This window comes from Pseudomonas sp. BN505 (assembly GCF_029873175.1).
Lineage (GTDB): Bacteria > Pseudomonadota > Gammaproteobacteria > Pseudomonadales > Pseudomonadaceae > Aquipseudomonas > Aquipseudomonas putida.
Genome location: NZ_SSOI01000070.1, coordinates 340,666 through 361,524, shown reverse-complemented (window position 1 = coordinate 361,524; position 20,859 = coordinate 340,666). Strand labels below are relative to the sequence as shown.

Sequence of the window (20,859 nt, the reverse complement as noted above, 5' to 3'; positions counted from 1 at the left end):
GCGAATGATGGCTTAGTGATATTGCTCGGCTTCGCTGTTCGAGGTGAATTTTCTATCAACAATGGAATTGACGAAGTTACAACAATTTCTATAGGTGAGTTACGGACGATTGGATGGTGAATTTGCGCGATGATATCTGGGGCAAGGATGTAAGCTCCTATTTGAATGAGGTCTTTGGGCTCGGTTCTAAACATCGGAACTCGGTTCGCTGATATCGTGGTCAGGCTGATCTTAGTTGGGATCTGAAACCATCAGTCCTGCGTGGGCTTCAGGGCGGCGCAGAATATGCCATGTTTAGTCAGCTCATGCTGGAGGCATAATAGGCAAGTGATAGCCCAGTCAGGCGCTTTTATAGCTGCTGGCTTATTGAAGTGCAAGGGGCTGGAGAAGTCAGTTGGGTTTAATATTAGGAAAATAATTGTGCCGGCTGACAGGAAATGGTCGCTTGTTAAGCAGTTGGATGCGTTAAATATAAACTCTCGCACCATGTTTCCTGAGGTTGAGTTTGCGTCAAAGTATATCAAGGATAAATGGATTAAGCGGCGTGCCTGGTGAAGTGAGCTCTGGGGTTTTTTCGAGTTTTCGGAAGTGCCAATAAAAAGGCTGCCATTCGGCAGCCTTCTCGATGCTCAGCCCGGACGATCAGTCCCAGCTCAACGCCCCACCCGTCTGATACTCAATCACGCGCGTCTCAAAGAAGTTTTTCTCTTTCTTCAAGTCCATGATCTCGCTCATCCATGGGAACGGGTTGGTAGTCCCTGGATACTCTTCCTTCAGGCCGATCTGTGTCAGGCGACGGTTGGCAATGAACTTGAGGTAATCCTCCATCATCGCCGCGTTCATGCCCAGCACTCCGCGTGGCATGGTGTCTCGGGCGTATTCGATCTCCAGCTGGGTCCCTTGCAGGATCATCTGGGTCGCTTCTTCCTTCATCGCCGCATCCCACAGGTGCGGGTTCTCGATCTTGATCTGGTTGATCACGTCGATACCGAAGTTCAGGTGCATCGACTCGTCACGCAGGATGTACTGGAACTGCTCGGCGACGCCGGTCATCTTGTTGCGGCGGCCCATGGACAGGATCTGGGTGAAGCCGCAGTAGAAGAAGATGCCTTCCAGGACGCAGTAGTAGGCGATCAGGTTGCGCAGCAGCTCTTTGTCGGTTTCGACGGTGCCGGTGTTGAATTCCGGGTCGGAAATGGCGCGGGTGTACTTCAGGCCCCAGGCGGCTTTTTTAGCGACCGACGGGATCTCGTGGTACATGTTGAAGATCTCGCCTTCATCCATGCCCAGCGACTCGATGCAGTACTGGTAGGCGTGGGTGTGGATCGCCTCTTCGAAGGCCTGGCGCAGGATGTACTGGCGGCACTCCGGGTTGGTGATCAGGCGGTACACAGCCAGGGCCAGGTTGTTGGCAACCAGCGAGTCGGCGGTGGAGAAGAAGCCGAGGTTGCGCATGACGATGCGGCGCTCGTCTTCGGTCAGGCCGTCCTGGCTCTTCCACAGGGCGATGTCGGCGGTCATGTTGACCTCTTGCGGCATCCAGTGGTTGGCGCAGCCGTCCAGGTACTTCTGCCAGGCCCAGTCATACTTGAACGGCACCAGCTGGTTCAGGTCGGCGCGGCAGTTGATCATGCGCTTTTCGTCTACCGCGACACGGGCAGATGAACCTTCCAGCTCGGCCAGGCCTTCGGCCACGTCGAGGGCGTCGAGGGCAGCTTTGGCACGTTTGACGGCTTCGGAGTCAGACGCGGTAGCAGCGCGAGCTTCCAGAGCGGCGGCACCACCGGCGCTGTCGAGCTTGTCGAGGGTGGCGGCGGCAGCGGCCTGCGCAGGGGTGTTGCCTTTAGCGGCTACTTCGCCGTCTTCGTTATCGAATTCGTCCCAGCTCAGCATGGTTTGGCTCCTGCTTGAGGGTCGCCCTGGGGCAACCGGTTGGATTTTAAAAAATGTGATGCCTGACGCAAGGCCGGTAACGGCGAATGGACAGCTCGAGAGGCTGACTCTCGTTTACATCTGAATGTGTTCTGGCTTGTACCTGGCCAGGCCTCAGGGAGGGGCCAGGACAATTGAATGGCGCTCTTTTCAGAGGGCGCAAAGTATACCGGAATTCACCTTCGATCGGGGCGCATGTCTTGCGGGCGAGGGTAACTTTTTCGACCGGTTTTGCGTGCATCCGTTCACGAAATGGCTGTGTTCTTCTACGGGGGGAGAGTGTAGCGCCAACCTATATCTTGTGCCAGTTTAAATTGTGAGACACACCATATAGTGTTTATGACGGGTTGTGTTGTGTGCCCGGGCCTCATCGTCGGCAAGCCAGCTCCCAAAGGCACCGCGCCTGACCGCAGGCCGATGCAGTACCTCTGGGAGCTGGCTTGCCGGCGATGAGGCCCGGGCACACATCACTAGCAGCGGTGGCTGCGCAGCGTTTCGACGACATGCGTCTTGGGGTGTTTGCGTGCGACTTCTACCGAGGTAAAACGGCCGGTTTCAGCATTGCGACCAATCTTGCGAGTTGCCACTTTTTTCCGCGCCATGGGCTTGCGTCCTGTTTGAGAGGTCCTGTTCTTTTACCGAGCCGCACGAGCGGTGGGCAAAGGGCAAGGTTTCTCTGGGGCACGGATACAAAAATGCCGCGCGGGGCACCCGTAGGCACCCCGCGCGGCATTCAGGCCTTACTGGCAGGCTTCGCAGTCAGGCTCGTCGATCGCGCAGGCCTTTGGCACTGGCGCCGGGCCGGCTGCCTGGACCGGGGCGCTGTCGCCACCGCTGGAAACGGCGTTGAGCTTGCCGGTGTTGATGGTCGACTTCTCGGTGCTGGTCGCGGCCAGGGCACGGAGGTAGTAGGTGGTTTTCAGGCCACGGTACCAGGCCATGCGGTAGGTAACGTCCAGCTTCTTGCCCGATGCACCCGCGATGTACAGGTTCAGCGACTGAGCCTGGTCGATCCACTTCTGGCGACGGGAAGCAGCGTCGACAATCCACTTGGTCTCGACTTCGAACGCGGTGGCGTACAGGTCTTTCAGCTCTTGCGGGATACGCTCGATCTGCTGCACCGAACCGTCGTAGTACTTCAGGTCGTTGATCATGACCGAGTCCCACAGGCCGCGGGCCTTCAGGTCACGGACCAGGTACGGGTTGATCACGGTGAACTCGCCCGACAGGTTCGATTTCACGTACAGGTTCTGGTAGGTCGGCTCGATCGACTGCGACACGCCGGTGATGTTGGCGATGGTCGCGGTTGGCGCGATGGCCATGATGTTCGAGTTACGAATACCTTTTTGTACGCGAGCACGCACCGGTGCCCAGTCCAGGGTCTCGTTCAGGTCGACGTCGATGTACTTCTGGCCACGGGCCTCGATCAGGATCTGTTGCGAATCCAGCGGCAGGATGCCTTTGGACCACAGCGAACCCTGGAAGGTCTCGTAGGCACCACGCTCGTCGGCCAGGTCGCAGGACGCCTGGATCGCGAAGTAGCTGACCGCTTCCATCGACTTGTCGGCGAACTCGACGGCAGCGTCGGAGCCGTAGGCGATGTGCTGCAGGTACAGGGCGTCCTGGAAGCCCATGATGCCCAGGCCGACCGGACGGTGCTTGAGGTTCGAGTTACGCGCTTGCGGCACCGAGTAGTAGTTGATGTCGATCACGTTGTCGAGCATGCGCACGGCAGTGTTCACGGTGCGTTGCAGCTTAACGGTGTCCAGCTTGCCGTCGACGATGTGGTTCGGCAGGTTGATCGAGCCCAGGTTGCAGACCGCGATCTCGTCCTTGTTGGTGTTCAAGGTGATCTCGGTGCACAGGTTCGAGCTGTGGACCACGCCTACGTGCTGCTGCGGCGAACGCAGGTTGCACGGGTCCTTGAAGGTCAGCCACGGGTGGCCGGTCTCGAACAGCATCGACAGCATCTTGCGCCACAGGTCTTTGGCCTGGATGGTCTTGAACACCTTGATCTTGTTGTACTCGGTCAGGGCTTCGTAGTACTCGTAGCGCTCTTCGAAGGCCTTGCCGGTCAGGTCGTGCAGGTCTGGCACTTCCGAAGGCGAGAACAGGGTCCACTTGCCGTCATCGAAGACACGCTTCATGAACAGGTCAGGGATCCAGTTGGCGGTGTTCATGTCGTGGGTACGACGGCGGTCATCACCGGTGTTCTTGCGCAGCTCGATGAATTCTTCGATGTCCAGGTGCCAGGTTTCCAGGTAGGCGCATACAGCGCCTTTGCGCTTGCCACCCTGGTTCACGGCAACGGCGGTGTCGTTGACCACTTTCAGGAACGGGACGACGCCCTGGGACTTGCCGTTGGTGCCCTTGATGTAGGAGCCCAGTGCACGCACAGGGGTCCAGTCGTTGCCCAGGCCACCGGCGAATTTCGACAGCATGGCGTTGTCGTGGATCGCGTGGTAGATGCCCGACAGGTCGTCTGGCACGGTGGTCAGGTAGCAGCTGGACAGCTGCGGGCGCAGGGTACCGGCGTTGAACAGGGTCGGGGTCGAGGCCATGTAGTCGAAGGACGACAACAGGTTGTAGAACTCGATCGCACGGGCTTCCTTGTCTTTCTCTTCCAGCGCCAGGCCCATGGCCACACGCATGAAGAACACCTGAGGCAGCTCGAAGCGCACGCCATCCTTGTGGATGAAGTAACGGTCGTACAGGGTTTGCAGGCCCAGATAGGTGAACTGCTGGTCGCGCTCGTGGTTGATCGCCTTGCCCAGTTTTTCCAGGTCGAAGTCGGCCAGGGCCGGGTTCAGCAGCTCGAACTCGATACCTTTGGCGATGTAGGCCGGCAGGGCCTTGGCGTACAGGTCAGCCATCTCGTGGTGGGTGGCGCTGTCGGCTACATTCAGGAAGCCCAGGCCTTCGGCGCGCAGGGTGTCCATCAGCAGGCGGGCGGTAACGAACGAGTAGTTCGGCTCGCGCTCTACCAGGGTACGGGCGGTCATCACCAGGGCGGTGTTGACGTCCTTGATGGCAACGCCGTCGTACAGGTTTTTCAGGGTTTCGCGCTGGATCAGGTCGCCATCGACTTCGGCCAGGCCTTCGCAGGCTTCGCTGATGATGGTGTTCAGGCGGGCCATGTCGAGCGGCGCCAGGCTGCCGTCGGCCAGGGTGATGCGGATGCTCGGGTGCGGCTCGACCACGGCGTCGGTGTTGGCGCGGGTGGCACGCTCCTTGGCGCGCTGGTCGCGGTAGATCACGTAGTCGCGGGCAACTTTCTGCTCGCCGGCGCGCATCAGGGCCAGTTCTACCTGGTCCTGGATTTCTTCGATGTGGATGGTGCCACCCGATGGCATGCGACGCTTGAACGTGGCGGTAACCTGCTCGGTCAGGCGCGCGACGGTGTCGTGGATGCGCGACGAAGCGGCGGCGGTGCCGCCTTCAACTGCAAGGAACGCCTTGGTGATGGCAACGGTGATCTTGTCGTCGGTGTAGGGGACGACAGTACCGTTACGCTTGATCACGCGCAGTTGGCCAGGGGCGGTGGCGGCCAGATCCTGGTTGGAATCGGCGGCCTGCGGCACCTTGGCCTGCGGGTTCTCGCGAGTTGTGTCGGTTTGCATGGGTGGGTGTCTCCACAGTTTCTATATTGTTCAGGCGCCTTTTGGGCGCCCACCGTTCCGTCCACTTGCTCGATGACCCGGCGGGGATGCGCAGTGCATGCGCATCCGCCCGCACGGGCGTACCGACTTCGGGACAGACTCAGGAATAAGGGGCAATAGCTTGCCGCTCCCTGGCCGAAGTCAAAGGTTCTGGGTACATCCCAAAAACCGGTGCTGATGAGTGCCAGGCGTTGCCTGCAACACTCATACCCGAACAACGCCCTGAAAGGGCTTGCCTCGGTCGCCTCCGCAGGAGCGGTTTGGCTGCTGAAATCACCTGAAGTTCAGCCCGGAAAATCGCTTGATTTTGCGGGTTGACTTTTGTGTGTGATTTTGCACGAACCCCTATATGTAGTGGTTCGCTGCGTTCGGGATACAAGATAATGCGGTATTGGGGGCTTTGCAAGGCGAGCGCCTGTGGATAACGTGTGCGTACTTTGTGAGTGAATGGTGGGTATTCGCTGTAGGCCTTGTGCCAAGTGGTTTGCAGTATTTTTCTGCGTGGTGACGCCCTTGGGCAGTTTTTTTCGGGCGGGATACCTGTCACAAAAAACGGTTCAGTTCAGGGGGCGGTAGTGCATGTCTGAAGATCTGGGGTGCCTGGGAGATCGAGCGCCGCCCGCGCGGCGCTTGGTCTCGCAGGCGCCACCCATCTACAGCCATACTCTCAACTGCCCTTACACGATCCCAAGAACAACAAGGCCAAAGCCATGGACCACCCCATCCCCCGCATCCTCATTGTCGAAGACGACCAGCGCCTGGCCGAGCTCACCGCCGAGTACCTGCAGGCCAACGGCTTCGAAGTCGCGGTGGAGGGGGATGGCGCCCGTGCCGCGCGGCGTATCGTCGACAGCCAGCCCGACCTGGTCATCCTCGACCTCATGCTGCCTGGCGAGGACGGCCTGAGCATCTGCCGCCGGGTGCGCAGCCAGTACCCCGGGCCGATCCTCATGCTCACCGCACGCAGCGACGAACTCGACCAGGTCCAGGGCCTGGACCTGGGTGCCGACGACTACGTCTGCAAACCGGTACGCCCACGCCTGCTGCTGGCGCGTATCCAGGCCCTGCTGCGGCGCAGCGAAGCCGTGGACAGCAAGCGCCAGGAGGTGACCTTTGGCGAACTGCGTATCGACAACCGACTGCGCGAGGCGCGCCTGGGTGAACAGCTGATCGAGCTGACCGGCGCCGAATTCGACCTGCTCTGGCTGCTGGCCAGCAACGCCGGCCGGGTACTGACCCGCGAACAGATCTTCACCGCGTTGCGTGGCGTGGGCTACGACGGCCAGGACCGCTCCATCGACATCCGTATCTCGAAAATCCGCCCCAAGATCGGCGATGACCCGCTTCAGCCACGGCTGATCAAGACCCTGCGCAGCAAGGGGTACCTGTTTGTCGGCGAAGCGCCATGAACAACTCGATCTTTCTGCGTATCTACGGTGGCATGCTGGCTGTGCTGGTGCTGGTGGCGCTGCTCGGCGTGCTCACCCTGCACCTGGTCAACGAAGTGCGCGCCGCCCAGCACCGCGAGGGCCTGGCCCAAGGCACGTTCAGCCTGATGGCTGACAACCTGGCGCAGCAGAATGCAACCGAACGCAAGCGCTCGCTGCTGATCTGGGAGCGATTGCTCGGTGTGCCGCTGGCGCTGCAGCCGATGACTGCGCGCAGCCTCGACGGCGGCCAGCGGGCGCGCCTGTATCGCGGCCTGGTGGTGGTCGAGAAGACAGGCCCGCATGCGGCGCAAGTGCTGCGCAAGGTCGGCCAGGAAGACCTGATGCTGGTGGCGCAGATCAAACAGATAAGCGAGCAACTGGCGCGGGCCACGCTGTATCTGTTGGCCGACGAACTGGTGCGCTACCCGATCACCGAGCAGCAGCAGCGGCTGGCCCAGATCAAGCAGGAGAAGGGCTTTGGCTTTGGCGTCGCGCTGCAGCGCATCGAGCGGGTAAGCCTGGACGATGACCAGCGGCGTCGGGTCGAGGAGGGCGACACGGTCATGGCGCTGGGCAAGGATGGCGACTCGATACGTGTGTTTGCCGGGCTGGCTGGCTCGCCCTGGGTGCTGGAAATAGGCCCGTTGTACCAGCTCAACCCGTATCCGCCGCAGTTGCTGATCCTGATTGCCTTCCTTGGCCTGTGCCTGATCGGCCTGGTGGTCTACCTGCTGGTGCGCCAGCTGGAGCGCCGCGTGTCGGGCCTGGAGATTGCCGCCACACGCATCGCCCAGGGCAGCCTGGACACCCGCGTGCCCGCAGGCGACGCCGACTCGGTAGGGCGCCTGGCTGCCGCCTTCAACGGCATGGCCGAGCACCTGCAGCGCTCGCTGAGCATGCAGCGCGAGCTGGTGCGGGCGGTGTCCCACGAGTTGCGTACGCCGGTTGCGCGCCTGCGCTTTGGCCTGGAAATGATCGAAAGTGCCACCACCGAACAGGCACGGGCCAAGCATCTGGCCGGCATGGACGGGGATATCCAGGACCTCGACAAGCTGGTCGACGAAATGCTGACCTACGCCCGCCTGGAGCAAGGCGCGCCGGCTTTGAAGTTCCAGCGGGTCGACCTGGACGCCCTGCTCGCGCGGGTGATCGAAGAGCTGGCACCGTTGCGTGCCGAGGTGCGGGTAGTGCGCGGCGACTGCCAGGGCGCGGATGCCGAAGGCGCCTGGGTCGAGGCCGAGCCGCGGTACTTGCACCGGGCACTGCAGAACCTGGTCGGCAACGCCATGCGCCATGCCGGTTCTGAGGTGCGCGTGAGTTACCAGTTGGGGCAGCAGCGGTGCCGCATTGATGTCGAAGATGACGGCCCGGGGATCCCCGAGGGCTTCTGGGACCGTATCTTCACCCCGTTCACCCGCCTGGACGACAGCCGCACCCGTGCTTCGGGTGGGCACGGCCTGGGCCTGTCGATCGTGCGGCGAATCATTTACTGGCACACGGGCCGGGCGACGGTGGGGCGCAGCGAAGCGTTGGGTGGCGCCTGCTTCAGCCTGAACTGGCCACGCCAGCAAGCGCCACAGTAAAGGTCAGACGCTGACCAGGCTGAGCAGGTGGCCGTCCTGCAGGCAGAACTGGCCTTGCAACTCGGCGCCTTGGCGCCACTGCGGCGACAGGTCGGTGAGCAGGCGCAGGCGGGCCAGGCCTTCGGTGGACCAGTCCAGCACTTCGGCGTGTTCGAAATAGAAGCGCTGGTGGGTCAGCGGGTAGAGGGTCTTGAACAGGCTTTCCTTCAGCGAGAAGGTCAGGGTGACCGTCAGGCCGAGTTGACGGCGGTCCAGGCGTTCGAGCTCGGGCGGGGTGAGGATTTCGGCCATCAGCCGTTCGGCGCGTTCGTCATCCAGCAAGGCCTCCTGATCCAGGCCCAGGCCCTGGCAACTGCCCTCGGCGGCGACTACGGCAGCGGCCCAGCCTTTGCCGTGGGTGATCGAGCCGCGAACGCCCGCCGGCCAGATCGGCGAGCGGTCCTCATGGGTGCCGGGCACGTAGTCGCGACCGTCCAGGCGCTGCAGCGCCGCGCGCGCGCATACGCGACCTGCCAGGTACTCAGCCTGGCGCTTGGCCACCGAGCGCTGCAGGCTGGCACTGGGCACGACGCCGGCGCGCTGGAAGTCGTCGGGTGCCAGGCGGGCAGGGTCGAAGGTGCAACTGACCAGCACCGCGCCGGGCAGCGGGCGAGGCAAGGGCCAGTGGTGCTGGAGCGGGGCGCAGCAGGCGGGGAGAGTGTTCATGGCGCTATTGTGCCAGCGGCTGTGTGGGAGGTGGAATAGCAGGGGACTGCAGCGCAGCCCATCGCCGGCAAGCCAGCTCCCAGAGGTGTTGCGCAGGGCTTGAGGTTTGCGCTGTGTTTGCGGGAGCTGGCTTGCTGGCGATGGGCCGCACAGCGGCCCCCGACAATCCTTATTTGAACACCTGCTTGAAGAACGCCTGCATATCCGCCCAAGAGCTCTCGTCCGCAGCCTTGTTGTAGCCAATGTCCGGCCCGCCATGCTCACCATGGCTCAAGCGGTCGGCATCCGGGTTGGTGAAGCCATGCTTGGCGCCAGGAATGTTGACGAACTGGTAGTTGACCTTGGCGGCGTCCATTTCCGCTTTGAACGCATTGACCTGGTCTTGGGTGACCATGCTGTCTGCGGCGCCGTGCTCGACCAGTACATAGGCCTTCACTTTGCCGGCCTGGGCCGGCTTCTGTGTAGCCAGTGCGCCGTGGAAGCTCACCACTGCATCGAGTTTATCCACCCCGCGTCGTGCTGCATCGAGCACCACCTTGCCGCCGAAGCAGTAACCGACGGCACCTAAGCTGCTCTTGTCGGTGTAAGGCTGTAGTTCCAGCAGTTTCAGGCCGGCGTCGAAGCGCTCGGCGGCAGCCGCCGGGTCTTTCATCGCTTCGGCCATGAATGCTTGGGCATCCTGCGGATGTTCGGTCTGCTTGCCATCGCCATACATGTCGATGGCTAGCGCACTGTAACCCAAGGCCGCGAGGTCACGGGCGCGGCGCTTGGCATAGTCATTCAGCCCCCACCATTCATGTACCACGACGATGCCCGGGCGCTTGCCTTGGACTGCATCATCATAGGCGTAGTAGCCGATCAAACGTTTGCCGTTGTCGCCCTGGTAGGGAATTTCACGGGTCACTACCGCCGCTTGGGCGAGGGAGGCGCTGCACATCAGGGTCAGGGCCAGCAGGGCACGCATCTTTACTACTCCTTGTCTTGCAGACAGTTCGTTCAGCCGAGGTTCAGCCAGGGTTCAGTCGCGGTTCAGGGTGCCCTCCTTACTCTAGCTTCCAGACCGAAACAGCGCACCCAACTGGAGTCACCAGCCATGAAAACCTTCAACACCCTGCTTGCCGCCATGGCCGTCTGCGCCGCTGGCATCACCACTGCCCAGGCCGCCGACGACAACTTCGCCAGCCTCACCTACGGCCAGACCAGCGACAAGGTTCGCAAGTCCGGCCTGCTGCAGCGCAACACCGACCAGCTCAATGCCGATGGCATCATCGGCAAGGATGACACCTGGGGTGTACGTGTGGGCAAGATCAACGATCAGGGCCGCTACTACATGACCTACGACAACGTCTCGGGTGACCACAGTGGCCTGAAGTTGCGCCAGGAAAACCTGCTGGGCAGCTACGACCTGTTCCTGCCGGTGGGCGATACCACCAAACTGTTCGGCGGTGGCAGCCTGGGCATGACCAAGCTCACCCAGGACTCGCCAGGCGCCAGCCGGGATACCGACTACGGTTATGCCTACGGCCTGCAGGCCGGTGTGATCCAGGACATCACCGACAAGGCTTCGGTGGAACTGGGCTACCGTTACCTGCGCACCAATGCCGCGACCGAAGTGGGCGCGCATGGCGGGCCGAAGGACGGCACCCTGCGTCTGACCAGCAGCGCGCAGACATACCTGGCTGCTTCCTACAAGTTCTGACGGGCGAGCCGCGTTATCCTGTACCGGCCCTTTCGCAGCACAAGGCTGCTCCTACAGGAATACCACCCCCTGTAGGAGCAGCCTTGTGCTGCGAAGAGGCCGGTACAGGCAATACACATTAAGGAGCTGCACATGAAACTGCTGGTGGTCGAGGACGAAGCCCTGCTTCGCCATCACCTCTACACCCGCCTGGGCGAAAGCGGCCATGTGGTCGAGGCGGTCGCCGATGCCGAGGAGGCGCTGTACCAGGCCGGGCAGTACCACTTCGACCTCGCCATCATCGACCTGGGCCTGCCCGGTATCAGTGGCCTGGAACTGATCACGCGCCTGCGCAGCCAGGACAAGACTTTCCCCATTCTCATCCTCACCGCCCGCGGCAACTGGCAGGACAAGGTCGAGGGCCTGGCCGCCGGTGCCGACGACTATCTGGTCAAACCGTTCCAGTTCGAAGAGCTCGAAGCGCGGCTGAATGCCCTGTTGCGCCGCTCCAGCGGCTTCACCCAGTCGACCATCGCCGCAGGCCCCTTGGTACTCGACCTCAACCGCAAGCAGGCCACCCTCGACGACCAGCCCCTGGCGCTGACCGCCTACGAGTACCGCATTCTCGAATACCTGATGCGCCATCATCAGCAGGTGGTGGCCAAGGATCGCCTGATGGAGCAGTTGTACCCAGGCGACGAGGAGCGCGACCCCAATGTCATCGAAGTACTGGTCGGCCGCCTGCGCCGCAAGCTTGAGGGCGAGCACGGCTTCAAACCCATCGACACCGTGCGCGGCCTGGGCTACCTGTTTACCGAGCGCTGCCGATGATCCGCTCGCTGCGGGTACGCCTGATGCTGGCCGCCGCAGTACTGGCCTTGCTGTTCATGCTCGCGCTGCTGCCGGCCTTGCAGAAGGCCTTCAGCCTGGCGCTGCAGGAGTCGATCGAGCAGCGCCTGGCTTCGGATGTGACCACGCTGATTTCCGCCGCGCGCATCGAGCATGGTCAGTTGCAGATGCCGGCCCTGCTGCCGGACGAGCGCTATAATCTGCCGTACACGGGCCTGCTCGGTTATATCTTCGACCGCGACGGCAACCTGGTCTGGCAGTCGCGGGCCACCGCCGACCGGCACATCAACTACCGCCCGCGCTATGACGGGCGCGGCAATGAGTTCGCCCGCATTCATCAAGCAGATGGCGAAGAGTTTTTTGTCTACGACGTCGAGGTAAAGCTGCTGGGTGGCCAGAGTGCCGCCTACAGCATTGTCGCCCTGCAGCCGGTGAGCGAGTACAAGGCCACCCTCAATGGCCTGCGCGAGAAGCTCTACCTGGGCTTTGGTGCAGCCTTGCTGGCGCTGATGGTGCTGCTATGGGCTGGCCTGACCTGGGGCCTGCGCTCGTTGCGCCGGCTTAGCCACGAGCTGGATGAAGTGGAGTCGGGCGCGCGCGATGGCCTGAGCGGCGAGCACCCGCGCGAGCTGCTGCGCCTCACCCGTTCGCTCAACCGCCTGTTGCGCAGTGAACGTGAGCAGCGCACGCGCTACCGCGACTCGCTGGACGACCTGGCGCACAGCCTGAAGACGCCGCTGGCGGTGTTGCAAGGCGTGGGCGAAAGCCTGCAGCAGCGCAGCGGTGAGCGCGAGCAGGCGCGGGTGCTGCAAAGCCAGATCGAGCGCATGAGCCAGCAGATCGACTATCAGCTGCAACGCGCCAGCCTGCGCAAGAGCGGCCTGGTGCGCCACAGCGTGAGGCTGCGGCCGTTGCTCGACAGCCTGTGCAGCACCTTGGCCAAGGTGTACCGGGACAAGCGGGTGAACGTGACGCTGGAACTGCCCGATGCCGCGCAGGTGCCGATGGAGCAGGGCGCCTTGCTGGAAATGCTCGGCAACCTGCTGGAAAACGCCTACCGCCTGAGCCTGGGCCAGGTGCGGGTGAGCCTTGAGCAGGCGCCCGGGCAGCTGGCCTTATGTATCGAGGACGATGGGCCGGGGGTGCCGGCCGACCAGCGTGAGCGCATTCTGGAGCGCGGCGAGCGGCTGGACAGCCAGCACCCCGGGCAGGGGATCGGGCTGGCGGTGGTCAAGGACATTGTCGACAGCTATGACGCTGAGCTCAGCCTGACGGATTCGCCCTTGGGTGGCGCGGCGTTCAGGATCACTTTCCACCTGGACTGATTTGTACCCTGTACCGGCCCATTCGCGGGTAAACCCGCTCCCACAGGGATCGCACAGGCTTCGAATGCAGGGCGGATTCCCGCCATCCCCTCTGTACAAAAACCGCCACCGGGCGGAAATCCGCCAGCCTTCCTCAGGCAAATCGCCCTGTCGTTGGGCATTTATCCCTAGCAAATAGGGCCCTTGCACCCTTCATGGGCATTTTGGCACCACCTTTGCTATTGATCTTCGCAGAGGCCTGCCCAGGCAGCTCGAACACAACGACAAATCCCTCCAAGTGCAGGAGGGTTAGCGATTCAGGTGCCCCATCACCCTGGGAAGGGTGAACCGGCACACTTGAGGAAAATGAGCCATGACGACACGTCAGCCGCTGTACAAATCCCTGTATGTCCAGGTGATCGTTGCCATCACCATCGGCATCCTGCTCGGCCACTACTACCCGGAAACGGGCGTCGCCCTCAAACCCTTGGGTGACGGCTTCGTCAAACTGATCAAGATGGTCATTGCCCCGATCATCTTCTGCACCGTGGTCAGCGGCATCGCCGGCATGCAGAGCATGAAGTCGGTCGGCAAGACTGGCGGCTACGCGCTGCTGTACTTTGAAATCGTCTCCACCATCGCCCTGATCATCGGCCTCGTCGTCGTCAACGTGGTCAAGCCGGGCGCTGGCATGCACATCGACGTCAGCACCCTGAACGCCAGCAGCGTGGCCGCCTACGCCGCCGCCGGCGCCCAGCAGACCACCGTCGGCTTCCTGCTCAATGTCATCCCCAACACCGTGGTGGGTGCCTTCGCCAACGGCGACATCCTGCAGGTGCTGATGTTCTCGGTGCTGTTCGGCTTTGCCCTGCACCGCCTGGGCAGCTACGGCAAGCCGTTGCTGGACATGATCGACCGCTTCGCCCATGTCATGTTCAACATCATCAACATGATCATGAAGCTTGCCCCGATCGGTGCTTTCGGCGCCATGGCCTTCACCATCGGCCAGTACGGCGTGGGTTCGCTGGTGCAACTGGGCTACCTGATGGCGTGCTTCTACATCACCTGCCTGCTGTTCGTGCTGGTGGTGCTGGGCGGTATCTGCCGCGCCCACGGCTTCAGCGTGCTCAAGCTGATCCGCTATATCCGTGAAGAGCTGCTGATCGTGCTGGGTACTTCCTCCTCGGAATCGGCCCTGCCACGCATGCTGGCCAAGATGGAGCGCCTGGGCGCGAAGAAGTCGGTCGTCGGCCTGGTTATTCCGACCGGTTACTCGTTCAACCTGGACGGCACCTCGATCTACCTGACCATGGCTGCGGTGTTCATCGCCCAGGCCACCGACACCACCATGGACATCACCCACCAGATCACCCTGCTGCTGGTGCTGCTGGTGGCTTCCAAAGGTGCTGCCGGCGTCACCGGTTCGGGCTTCATCGTGCTGGCCGCCACCCTGTCGGCTGTTGGCCACCTGCCGGTAGCTGGCCTGGCGCTGATCCTCGGCATCGACCGCTTCATGTCCGAAGCCCGCGCACTGACCAATCTGGTGGGCAACGCCGTTGCCACCGTGGTCGTGGCCAAGTGGGTCAAGGAAATGGACAACGACAAGCTGGCCTCGGAGCTCGCCTCCGGTGGTGCACCGCTGGTCGATACCCGTCCGACCGATGACCTGGGCGTGGCCGAAGGCCCGGCTCGCTGATCGCGCGGCTATAGAACGAAAGAGGCGACCCTAGGGTCGCCTTTTTCATGTGCGCTGTTCGCGTCGGTGGGCGGTCAGGCCAGCACCACCTCCAACACCCGGATCACCTCCGGCTGAGGGTAATGCCACCTCACCTGCACATCCCAGAACTTCACCCCGTACACCCGCTCGGCTGGTGGTACCTGGTAGGCCGGGCGCGGGTCTTGCGCCAGGCATTGTTCGATCAGTTCTACCAGCGGTTCAGCCAGCCGCAGTGCATGCTCGCGGGCCTGGGGCAGGGCGTTGTCGCCCCACTGCACGGCAATCGCGGCGGGCGCTGCGTTGGCCATCTGGTTGCTGGCGTGTGCGACGCTGTCGGCATACGGTACATAGGGTTTGATGTCCAGTACCGGCGTGCCATCGAGCAGGTCGATCCCGGATAGCCACAGGCGCCCAGGCTCCACACCCTCCAGGCGCACTACCGACTGGCCGATGCCGTTTGGCCGGTGGGTGGCACGGGTGGCGAACACCCCCATGCTCTTGTTGCCGCCCAGACGCGGTGGCCGCACTTTCAGGCGCGGCTTGTCCTCGAGGGCCTGGTGAAACAGGAACAGCAGCCAGACATGGCTGACCTGCTCCAGGCCTTCGACCGCATCACCCTGGTCGAACGGCGGCAGCAGTTCGAGCACGCCCCGCGCAGCAGGCGCCAGTTGGGGCTGGCGCGGGATGGCGAATTTCTCCTTGAAGCAGGAGCGGACGATGCCGACGGGTGCAACCGTATGCTGCATGGCCACTTAGCCGCGCACGCGCTGGGTCAGGCCTTTGAGGAAGTTGCGCAGCAACTGGTCGCCGCACGGGCGGTAGTTTTCGTGGCCGGCCTTGCGGAACAGCGCGCTCAGTTCAGGCTTGCTGACCGGGAAATTGACCGACTTGAGGATCACGTGCAGGTCGTCTTCCTTGAGCTCGAAGGCCACCCGCAGCTTCTTGAGGATGAGGTTGTTGGTCACAGGCAGCTCGACCGGCAGTGGCGGGCGGCTGTCGTCCTTGCCACGGCGGTGGATTACCAGGCCATCGAGGAAGTGCGCCATCACCCGATCAGGGCAACGGACGAAGCCTTCCTCTTCTTCTTTCTTCAGGTAGGTGGCCAATACCAAAGGGTTCACCTCGAGGCCGGAAAGCCCGATGATCTCGGCCATCTTGGCGTCGTTCACCTTGAGCATGTAGCGCAGGCTGCGCAGGACGTCGTTGTGGTTCATTGCTGCAGAATCCTGTTCAGGTGCCACGCTTGTGCGTGGCGTATTGCTTAGAAACGTTCGGTAGTCGCCACGTAGCGCCATTGGCCGAGGGGCAGCTTGCCCATCGACACACCACCCAAGCGAATGCGTCGCATGCTTACCAGCTCCAGGCGCAGGTAGGCGCACAGCTCGGCGATCTGCCCGGGTTGGGGGTTTTTCAGCACCATGCGCAGGTGGGTCTCGTTCTGCCAACTGGCCTTGGCCTTGGGCAGCTCGCGGTCATTGCGCGTGGCACCGCGCGCCAGGCGTTCCAGCGCCTGAGGTGTGGTCTCGCCGCGCACTTCGACAATGAACTCCTGCTCCAGGCGACGCAGGTCGGCCTCGATCTTGCGGCTTACCCGCCAGTCCTGGGTGAATACCTGCAGGCCGCTGGCGCCACGCTCGAGCGGTGCCACGCAGGCCTGGCGGTTAAAGTGCCCGTGCAGGGCGCGCACGCCTTCGCGGTGCGCCTCGCTGAGGGTGGCCATGTTCATGCTGGCGCGGGCGCTTTCGCTGTCCACGCCGGCCGCCTGGTTGAGCAGCAGGGTTACCGGCTCCAGCGCTTCGACGCGGGCACCCGGGAGCAGCTCGACGCGCTGGTCCTCTACCTTGAACTGCGGCTGCTCGACCACCACGCCGTCGACCGTGACCCAGCCACCTTCGATATAGAGCTCGGCATCGCGGCGAGAGCAGCCAAGTTGCTCGATAAGGCGTTTGGACAGGCGGACGGGTTCGGACATGACGGCAATTCGCAAAGGCAGGGAAAGGCCAGCATTGTACCTGCCTGAGCGGCAGAGGGGCTGGGAATCTGTGTCATTTACGCCGTTTTGCTCAGGCGCATGTGCAGGAGGGGGTAGGGCTGCCCCAGGCCGTCGGTTTCCGATCGGCCAATTACTTCGAAGCCTTCGTGCAGGTAAAAGCCCAAGGCCTGAGGGTTTTGCTCGTTGACGTCCAGGCGCTCGGCGTTCAGCTCGTCGATGGCATAGTGCAGCAGGCGCTTGCCCACCCCTTTGCCACGGTAGTCCGGTGCAACAAACAGCATGTCCACGCGCCCGTTGGCGACCCCGGCAAAGCCACAGATGCGCTGCCGGTCCCTGCAGCAGATCAGCATCACTGCGTCGAGGTAGCGGCGCAGTACCTGCTCGCGCAGTAAAACAATGTAGCCCTCTGGCAGGAAATCGTGAGTGGCACGTACCGAGTCCTCCCACACCTGCACAAGCTCGCCGTAGTCGCGCAAGTGCGGGGTTTGTAGCGTCAGTAGCGATGGCATGCCGGTGGTCCTCCATGGCGATCAGGAAAACATAGCAGGCCAACCACCGGTCGGCTTGTTCGCGCGCCGCTTGAAGCGCGGGGCGCAGGGGTCTATTAGTTAAGCGTGGGAAAAAATCCCACGCAAAGAAAAGAAAACACTGAAAACAAGATTTCTGCTGATTTGGCGTTCTCATGGCGACGACCTGGAGACGGACTATGCAAATCCACCTGCTGTTCAAGAAGGCTTTACTGGCGGTTGCCGTGGCTGGCGTGCTGTCGACGTCCATTGTTTTGATCCCTGACTCGATTTCTCATGGCTCCAGCGCCTACGCCAAAGATGGCGGTGGTGGTGGTGGTGGTGGTGGTGGTGGCCACGGCGGAGGCGGCGGCGGTGGTGGCCACGGTGGTGGCGGCGGAAGCGGCGGCGGTGGTGGCGGCCACGGTGGTGGTGGCGGAAGCGGCGGCGGTGGTGGCGGCCACGGTGGCGGCGGCGGAAGCGGTGGTGGAAGTGGCGGCGGTGGTGGCCACGGCAGTGGCGGTGACGGCGGCGGCCATGCCGGCAATAGTGGTAGCGGCCATGGCAACTCCGGCCTGGGCCACGCCGGTGATTCAAACGCTGGGCGCAGCGGCAACCATGCTGAAGCGGGTGACGATCATGGCAATCACGTGGGTGGTGAGCCCGGTGACGATCACGGCAATCACGTTGGCGGTGAGCCCGGTGACGATCATGGCAACCATGTTGGCGGTGAGCCCGGGGATGATCATGGTAATCATGTCGGCGGCGAGCCTGGCGATGATCACGGCAATCACGTTGGTGGTGAACCTGGTGATGATCACGGCAACCATGTGGGTGGCGAACCGGGTGATGACAACAGCAGGAGCTGACAGGCGTTGATCAGCCCAACTCTGCCCCCTTCGATGTTAAGCGCACTGCGGCGTGTCATGCGCCCGCTGGTGCGCTTGATGTTGCGCAAAGGGGTTACCTACACGATGTTCGCCGACCTGCTCAAGGAGGTGTTCGTCGACGTGGCCCATCGTGAGTTTCGTCTGGACGGCACCCCGCCCACTGACAGCCGCGTCAGCCTGCTTACAGGCGTGCATCGCAAGGATGTCCGGCGGCTGCGCAGCGAAGGTGGCATGGCACTCGAGGCCTTGCCGGCGAACATCACCCTGGGCGCACAGTTGGTCAATGCATGGACCACCCGCCCGCCGTTCTGCTCGGCACCTGGCCAGGCACTGGCACTGCCGCGTTTGGCAAGTGTGGGTGGCGAGTGCTCATTCGATGCCCTGGTGGCCACGGTCAGCACTGATATCCGCGGGCGTGTGGTGCTGGATGAGTGGTTGCGCCTTGGCATCGTCCGGCTTGATGAGCAGGATCGTGTGCATCTGCAAGCCCAGGCGTTCGTGCCGCAGAAAGGTTTCGATGAAAAAGCCGCGTACTTGGGACACAACCTGCATGACCATGCCAGCGCAGCGGTGCACAACCTCAGTGGCCAGGGCCTGCCGTTCTTCGAACGCAGTGTGCACTACGATGCTTTGAGCCCCGCCAGCGTCGAGCAGGTGCGTGAAGTGGTTGCCAAAGAGGGCATGCAGACGCTGCTGGCCTTCAGTCGGCTCGCAGCAGAGCTGGAAAACGTTGATGAGCCCAGCGCGGAGCAACGTCAGCGCATCACTGTCGGGCTTTATTTCTACACTGAAGCTACCGACCCCGAATTGTCCAAGACGCCAGGCCCATGACCCCCCTCACGCGCTGCCTTCGTGCCGTTGCCGTTGCCCTGGTCCTGGGGTTGAACCTGGCGGCGCCTGCCGAGGTGGTTGCAGCACCGGTTTGTGTCAGCCGCGACGAAGTGGGCATGGCCGGTGCCACAGGCCTGCAGTTTCCGGGGGGGACAGGCGGTACCGGTGCACGCAGTGAAAACGGTGGTGTCGGCGGCACTGGCGCGCCTCTCCCGCAACGCCCTGGCGGCACCGGCGGCACTGGCGCGGTGGCCGAAGGTGTGGACGGCACCTACTTTGATCACGGTAACGGCGGGGTCGGTGGTACCGGTGCGCCGATCCTGCGCCCAGGCGGTACCGGTGGTACCGGCATCGTCGGCACCATCACCGGGTTTGCTTCGATCTGTGTCAATGGCATGGAAGTGCACTATGGCAAAGACGTGCCGGTGAGTGAAAACGGTGCACCCGCCAGCAGTGCTCACTTGGCGATCGGGCAGGTTGTAGCGGTGGAGGCAATTGCCACCCAGCGTGGTCTCCAGGCAGGGCGTATCTCGATCCTCAACGTCTACGAAGGGCCGCTGACGGCGCTCCCCAATGCATCGGCCCCCCTGCGGGTGATGGGCCAGCCTGTGCGGCTCGCCGCAGGCGCGCGGGTGGCTGAAGGGCTGCGTGCAGGCGAGCCGGTCCGGGTCAGTGGTCTGCGCGATGCCACGGGCGAAGTGGTGGCAACCCGTATCGAACGGGCGCCGGGCCTCAGAGAGGCCAGTGCCATTGGTGCAATCGACCGCCCAGGAAGCCTGCAAGGGTTGACGCTGGGCACCCGCGTAGCCCCCGCGCGCGAAGTGCTGGTGCGCGGCCAGTGGACCGGGCGCCAGCTGGAAGTGGCACAAACCCGTCCAGACCCGAGCCTGCCGTTTGCTGGCCGCGTCCAGCAGGCGGTGGTCGAAGGGTTGGTGCAGCGCGTGCAGGCACGGCAACTGGTGGTCGCTGGCATCAATGTGACGCTGGGGCAGGGCACCGTGGTTGTCGGCAGGCAGCCTGCAGTGTTGGCGCTCGATCAACGCGTTCGGGTCAGCGGCGTGCTCAGTGGTACTCACGAGTTACGGGCCACACGTGTGGAACTCCAGGATGACCGTGCTGACAACCCGGACCGAGGCCATTCGGGGCACGGCGGCGAGCACGGCAGCAGTGAGTCAGGCGGCTCCGACAATAGCGGCCATGGAACAAGCGAGGCGACCAGCGTTCGCAGCGAAAGCAGTGATGATCACAGTGGGCGCAGTACCGTTGAAGACGCCAGTGGTCACGGCAGGTCTGAAAGCGTGGACAAGTCTGGCAAGTCAGAGCATGTCGAAACCGTGGAGCAGCCCGAGAGCAGCAACAGTGGGAAGGGTGATCGGGTAGAGAAGGTTGAAGTCGAGAAAGTGGAAAAGGTTGAGAAGGTTGAGAAGGCCGAAAAGCCTGAAAAGGTCGAGAAAGTAGAGAAAGTTGAGAAGGTCGAAAAAGTCGAAAAGCCTGAAAAGGTCGAAAAGGTCGAAAAGGTCGAAAAGGTCGAAAAGGTCGAAAAGGTCGAAAAGGTCGAAAAGGTCGAAAAAGTCGAAAAAGTCGAAAAAGTCGAAAAAGTCGAAAAAGTCGAAAAGGTAGAGAAAGTCGAAAAGGTAGAGAAAGTAGAAAAGCCTGAAAAGGTCGAGAAGGTGGAAAAAGTCGAGAAAATCGAAACCATCGAAAGGCCGGAAAAGGTAGAGACCGTCGAAAAAGTAGAGCATCCGGAGCGATCCGGGCGTTAGGCAACTAGGCTGGGGAAGT

Annotated in this window: 18 protein-coding genes; 9 read left to right on the top strand and 9 right to left on the bottom strand. The window is 62.4% G+C overall.

Translation table 11 applies throughout. The annotated features are described in order from the left end of the window. Positions 1–642 precede the first annotated feature (642 nt). The 3 genes from E8E78_RS28220 to E8E78_RS28210 form a co-directional block, all read right to left on the bottom strand. Positions 643–1,893 (bottom strand): ribonucleotide-diphosphate reductase subunit beta, encoded by a 1,251-nt coding sequence (locus tag E8E78_RS28220; protein WP_016498293.1) that lies wholly within the window; start codon positions 1,891–1,893, stop codon positions 643–645. Positions 1,894–2,402: 509 nt separating this feature from the next. Beyond that, on the bottom strand, positions 2,403–2,534 hold the full coding sequence (locus E8E78_RS28215) for a hypothetical protein (protein ID WP_265411840.1): 132 nt from the start codon (positions 2,532–2,534) through the stop codon (positions 2,403–2,405). A 138-nt stretch (positions 2,535–2,672) separates the two neighbouring features. Beyond that, on the bottom strand, positions 2,673–5,552 hold the full coding sequence (locus tag E8E78_RS28210) for a ribonucleoside-diphosphate reductase subunit alpha (RefSeq protein ID WP_016498294.1): 2,880 nt from the start codon (positions 5,550–5,552) through the stop codon (positions 2,673–2,675). Positions 5,553–6,301: 749 nt separating this feature from the next. On the opposite strand from E8E78_RS28210, the gene E8E78_RS28205 reads away from it, so the two are divergent. Both E8E78_RS28205 and E8E78_RS28200 read left to right on the top strand, forming a co-directional pair. After that, on the top strand, positions 6,302–7,000 hold the full coding sequence (locus E8E78_RS28205; RefSeq protein ID WP_049277708.1) for a response regulator transcription factor: 699 nt from the start codon (positions 6,302–6,304) through the stop codon (positions 6,998–7,000). Continuing rightward, on the top strand, positions 6,997–8,604 hold the full coding sequence (locus E8E78_RS28200) for an ATP-binding protein (RefSeq protein WP_016498296.1): 1,608 nt from the start codon (positions 6,997–6,999) through the stop codon (positions 8,602–8,604). Before E8E78_RS28205 ends, E8E78_RS28200 begins: the two co-directional genes overlap by 4 nt. 3 nt (positions 8,605–8,607) lie before the next feature. On the opposite strand, the gene E8E78_RS28195 is transcribed toward E8E78_RS28200, so the two are convergent. Both E8E78_RS28195 and E8E78_RS28190 read right to left on the bottom strand, forming a co-directional pair. Beyond that, a complete protein-coding gene (locus E8E78_RS28195; RefSeq protein WP_049277706.1) occupies positions 8,608–9,309 on the bottom strand; it encodes a 4'-phosphopantetheinyl transferase superfamily protein in 702 nt (233 codons plus the stop codon). Between the two features lie 169 nt (positions 9,310–9,478). Then, positions 9,479–10,273, bottom strand: coding sequence for a dienelactone hydrolase family protein (locus E8E78_RS28190; protein ID WP_049277705.1), 795 nt, complete (start codon positions 10,271–10,273; stop codon positions 9,479–9,481). Between the two features lie 129 nt (positions 10,274–10,402). Between E8E78_RS28190 and E8E78_RS28185 the strand changes: the two genes are divergently transcribed. From E8E78_RS28185 to E8E78_RS28170, 4 genes are all read left to right on the top strand, one after another. After that, positions 10,403–11,008: an outer membrane beta-barrel protein gene (locus E8E78_RS28185; protein WP_016488681.1), complete on the top strand. Its 606-nt coding sequence runs from the start codon at positions 10,403–10,405 to the stop codon at positions 11,006–11,008. A 132-nt stretch (positions 11,009–11,140) separates the two neighbouring features. Next, on the top strand, positions 11,141–11,818 hold the full coding sequence (locus tag E8E78_RS28180; RefSeq protein WP_016498299.1) for a response regulator: 678 nt from the start codon (positions 11,141–11,143) through the stop codon (positions 11,816–11,818). Beyond that, a complete protein-coding gene (locus E8E78_RS28175) occupies positions 11,815–13,161 on the top strand; it encodes an ATP-binding protein (protein ID WP_049277703.1) in 1,347 nt (448 codons plus the stop codon). The genes E8E78_RS28180 and E8E78_RS28175 overlap by 4 nt, the downstream gene beginning before the upstream one ends. A gap of 352 nt (positions 13,162–13,513) precedes the next feature. After that, positions 13,514–14,836, top strand: coding sequence for a dicarboxylate/amino acid:cation symporter (locus E8E78_RS28170; protein WP_016488678.1), 1,323 nt, complete (start codon positions 13,514–13,516; stop codon positions 14,834–14,836). 74 nt (positions 14,837–14,910) lie between these two features. Here E8E78_RS28170 and tsaA read toward each other — a convergent pair whose 3' ends face one another. The 4 genes from tsaA to E8E78_RS28150 all read right to left on the bottom strand — a co-directional run bounded on the left by tsaA (position 14,911) and on the right by E8E78_RS28150 (position 17,359). After that, entirely contained in the window at positions 14,911–15,603 is a 693-nt protein-coding gene (tsaA, locus tag E8E78_RS28165) for a tRNA (N6-threonylcarbamoyladenosine(37)-N6)-methyltransferase TrmO (RefSeq protein ID WP_151326343.1), read from the bottom strand. 6 nt (positions 15,604–15,609) lie between these two features. After that, entirely contained in the window at positions 15,610–16,071 is a 462-nt protein-coding gene (locus E8E78_RS28160; protein ID WP_016498302.1) for a DUF1456 family protein, read from the bottom strand. A 47-nt stretch (positions 16,072–16,118) separates the two neighbouring features. Then, positions 16,119–16,829 carry an rRNA pseudouridine synthase gene (locus tag E8E78_RS28155; protein WP_049277699.1) on the bottom strand — a complete coding sequence of 237 codons (711 nt, stop codon included), beginning with the start codon at positions 16,827–16,829 and terminating at the stop codon, positions 16,119–16,121. A gap of 77 nt (positions 16,830–16,906) precedes the next feature. Continuing rightward, positions 16,907–17,359, bottom strand: a complete 453-nt coding sequence (locus E8E78_RS28150; RefSeq protein ID WP_049277698.1) for a GNAT family N-acetyltransferase — start codon at positions 17,357–17,359, stop codon at positions 16,907–16,909. A 209-nt stretch (positions 17,360–17,568) separates the two neighbouring features. Between E8E78_RS28150 and E8E78_RS28145 the strand changes: the two genes are divergently transcribed. Genes E8E78_RS28145 through E8E78_RS28135 form a run of 3 tightly spaced genes read left to right on the top strand, consistent with a single transcriptional unit; the run spans position 17,569 to position 20,840 of the window. Next, positions 17,569–18,225, top strand: coding sequence for a hypothetical protein (locus E8E78_RS28145; protein WP_274138827.1), 657 nt, complete (start codon positions 17,569–17,571; stop codon positions 18,223–18,225). A gap of 6 nt (positions 18,226–18,231) precedes the next feature. Beyond that, a complete protein-coding gene (locus tag E8E78_RS28140; protein ID WP_061203491.1) occupies positions 18,232–19,077 on the top strand; it encodes a DUF6502 family protein in 846 nt (281 codons plus the stop codon). Beyond that, positions 19,074–20,840, top strand: coding sequence for a DUF5666 domain-containing protein (locus tag E8E78_RS28135; protein WP_280314568.1), 1,767 nt, complete (start codon positions 19,074–19,076; stop codon positions 20,838–20,840). The genes E8E78_RS28140 and E8E78_RS28135 overlap by 4 nt, the downstream gene beginning before the upstream one ends. Positions 20,841–20,859: the final 19 nt, after the last annotated feature.

Excerpts from the sequence above, each read along its gene's own strand:
- E8E78_RS28220 (WP_016498293.1), bottom strand. The coding sequence starts at position 1,893 with ATGCTGAGCTGGGACGAATTCGATAACGAAGACGGCGAAGTAGCCGCT.
- E8E78_RS28215 (WP_265411840.1), bottom strand. The coding sequence starts at position 2,534 with ATGGCGCGGAAAAAAGTGGCAACTCGCAAGATTGGTCGCAATGCTGAA.
- E8E78_RS28210 (WP_016498294.1), bottom strand. The coding sequence starts at position 5,552 with ATGCAAACCGACACAACTCGCGAGAACCCGCAGGCCAAGGTGCCGCAG.
- E8E78_RS28205 (WP_049277708.1), top strand. The coding sequence starts at position 6,302 with ATGGACCACCCCATCCCCCGCATCCTCATTGTCGAAGACGACCAGCGC.
- E8E78_RS28200 (WP_016498296.1), top strand. The coding sequence starts at position 6,997 with ATGAACAACTCGATCTTTCTGCGTATCTACGGTGGCATGCTGGCTGTG.
- E8E78_RS28195 (WP_049277706.1), bottom strand. The coding sequence starts at position 9,309 with ATGAACACTCTCCCCGCCTGCTGCGCCCCGCTCCAGCACCACTGGCCC.
- E8E78_RS28190 (WP_049277705.1), bottom strand. The coding sequence starts at position 10,273 with ATGCGTGCCCTGCTGGCCCTGACCCTGATGTGCAGCGCCTCCCTCGCC.
- E8E78_RS28185 (WP_016488681.1), top strand. The coding sequence starts at position 10,403 with ATGAAAACCTTCAACACCCTGCTTGCCGCCATGGCCGTCTGCGCCGCT.
- E8E78_RS28180 (WP_016498299.1), top strand. The coding sequence starts at position 11,141 with ATGAAACTGCTGGTGGTCGAGGACGAAGCCCTGCTTCGCCATCACCTC.
- E8E78_RS28175 (WP_049277703.1), top strand. The coding sequence starts at position 11,815 with ATGATCCGCTCGCTGCGGGTACGCCTGATGCTGGCCGCCGCAGTACTG.
- E8E78_RS28170 (WP_016488678.1), top strand. The coding sequence starts at position 13,514 with ATGACGACACGTCAGCCGCTGTACAAATCCCTGTATGTCCAGGTGATC.
- tsaA (WP_151326343.1), bottom strand. The coding sequence starts at position 15,603 with ATGCAGCATACGGTTGCACCCGTCGGCATCGTCCGCTCCTGCTTCAAG.
- E8E78_RS28160 (WP_016498302.1), bottom strand. The coding sequence starts at position 16,071 with ATGAACCACAACGACGTCCTGCGCAGCCTGCGCTACATGCTCAAGGTG.
- E8E78_RS28155 (WP_049277699.1), bottom strand. The coding sequence starts at position 16,829 with ATGTCCGAACCCGTCCGCCTGTCCAAACGCCTTATCGAGCAACTTGGC.
- E8E78_RS28150 (WP_049277698.1), bottom strand. The coding sequence starts at position 17,359 with ATGCCATCGCTACTGACGCTACAAACCCCGCACTTGCGCGACTACGGC.
- E8E78_RS28135 (WP_280314568.1), top strand. The coding sequence starts at position 19,074 with ATGACCCCCCTCACGCGCTGCCTTCGTGCCGTTGCCGTTGCCCTGGTC.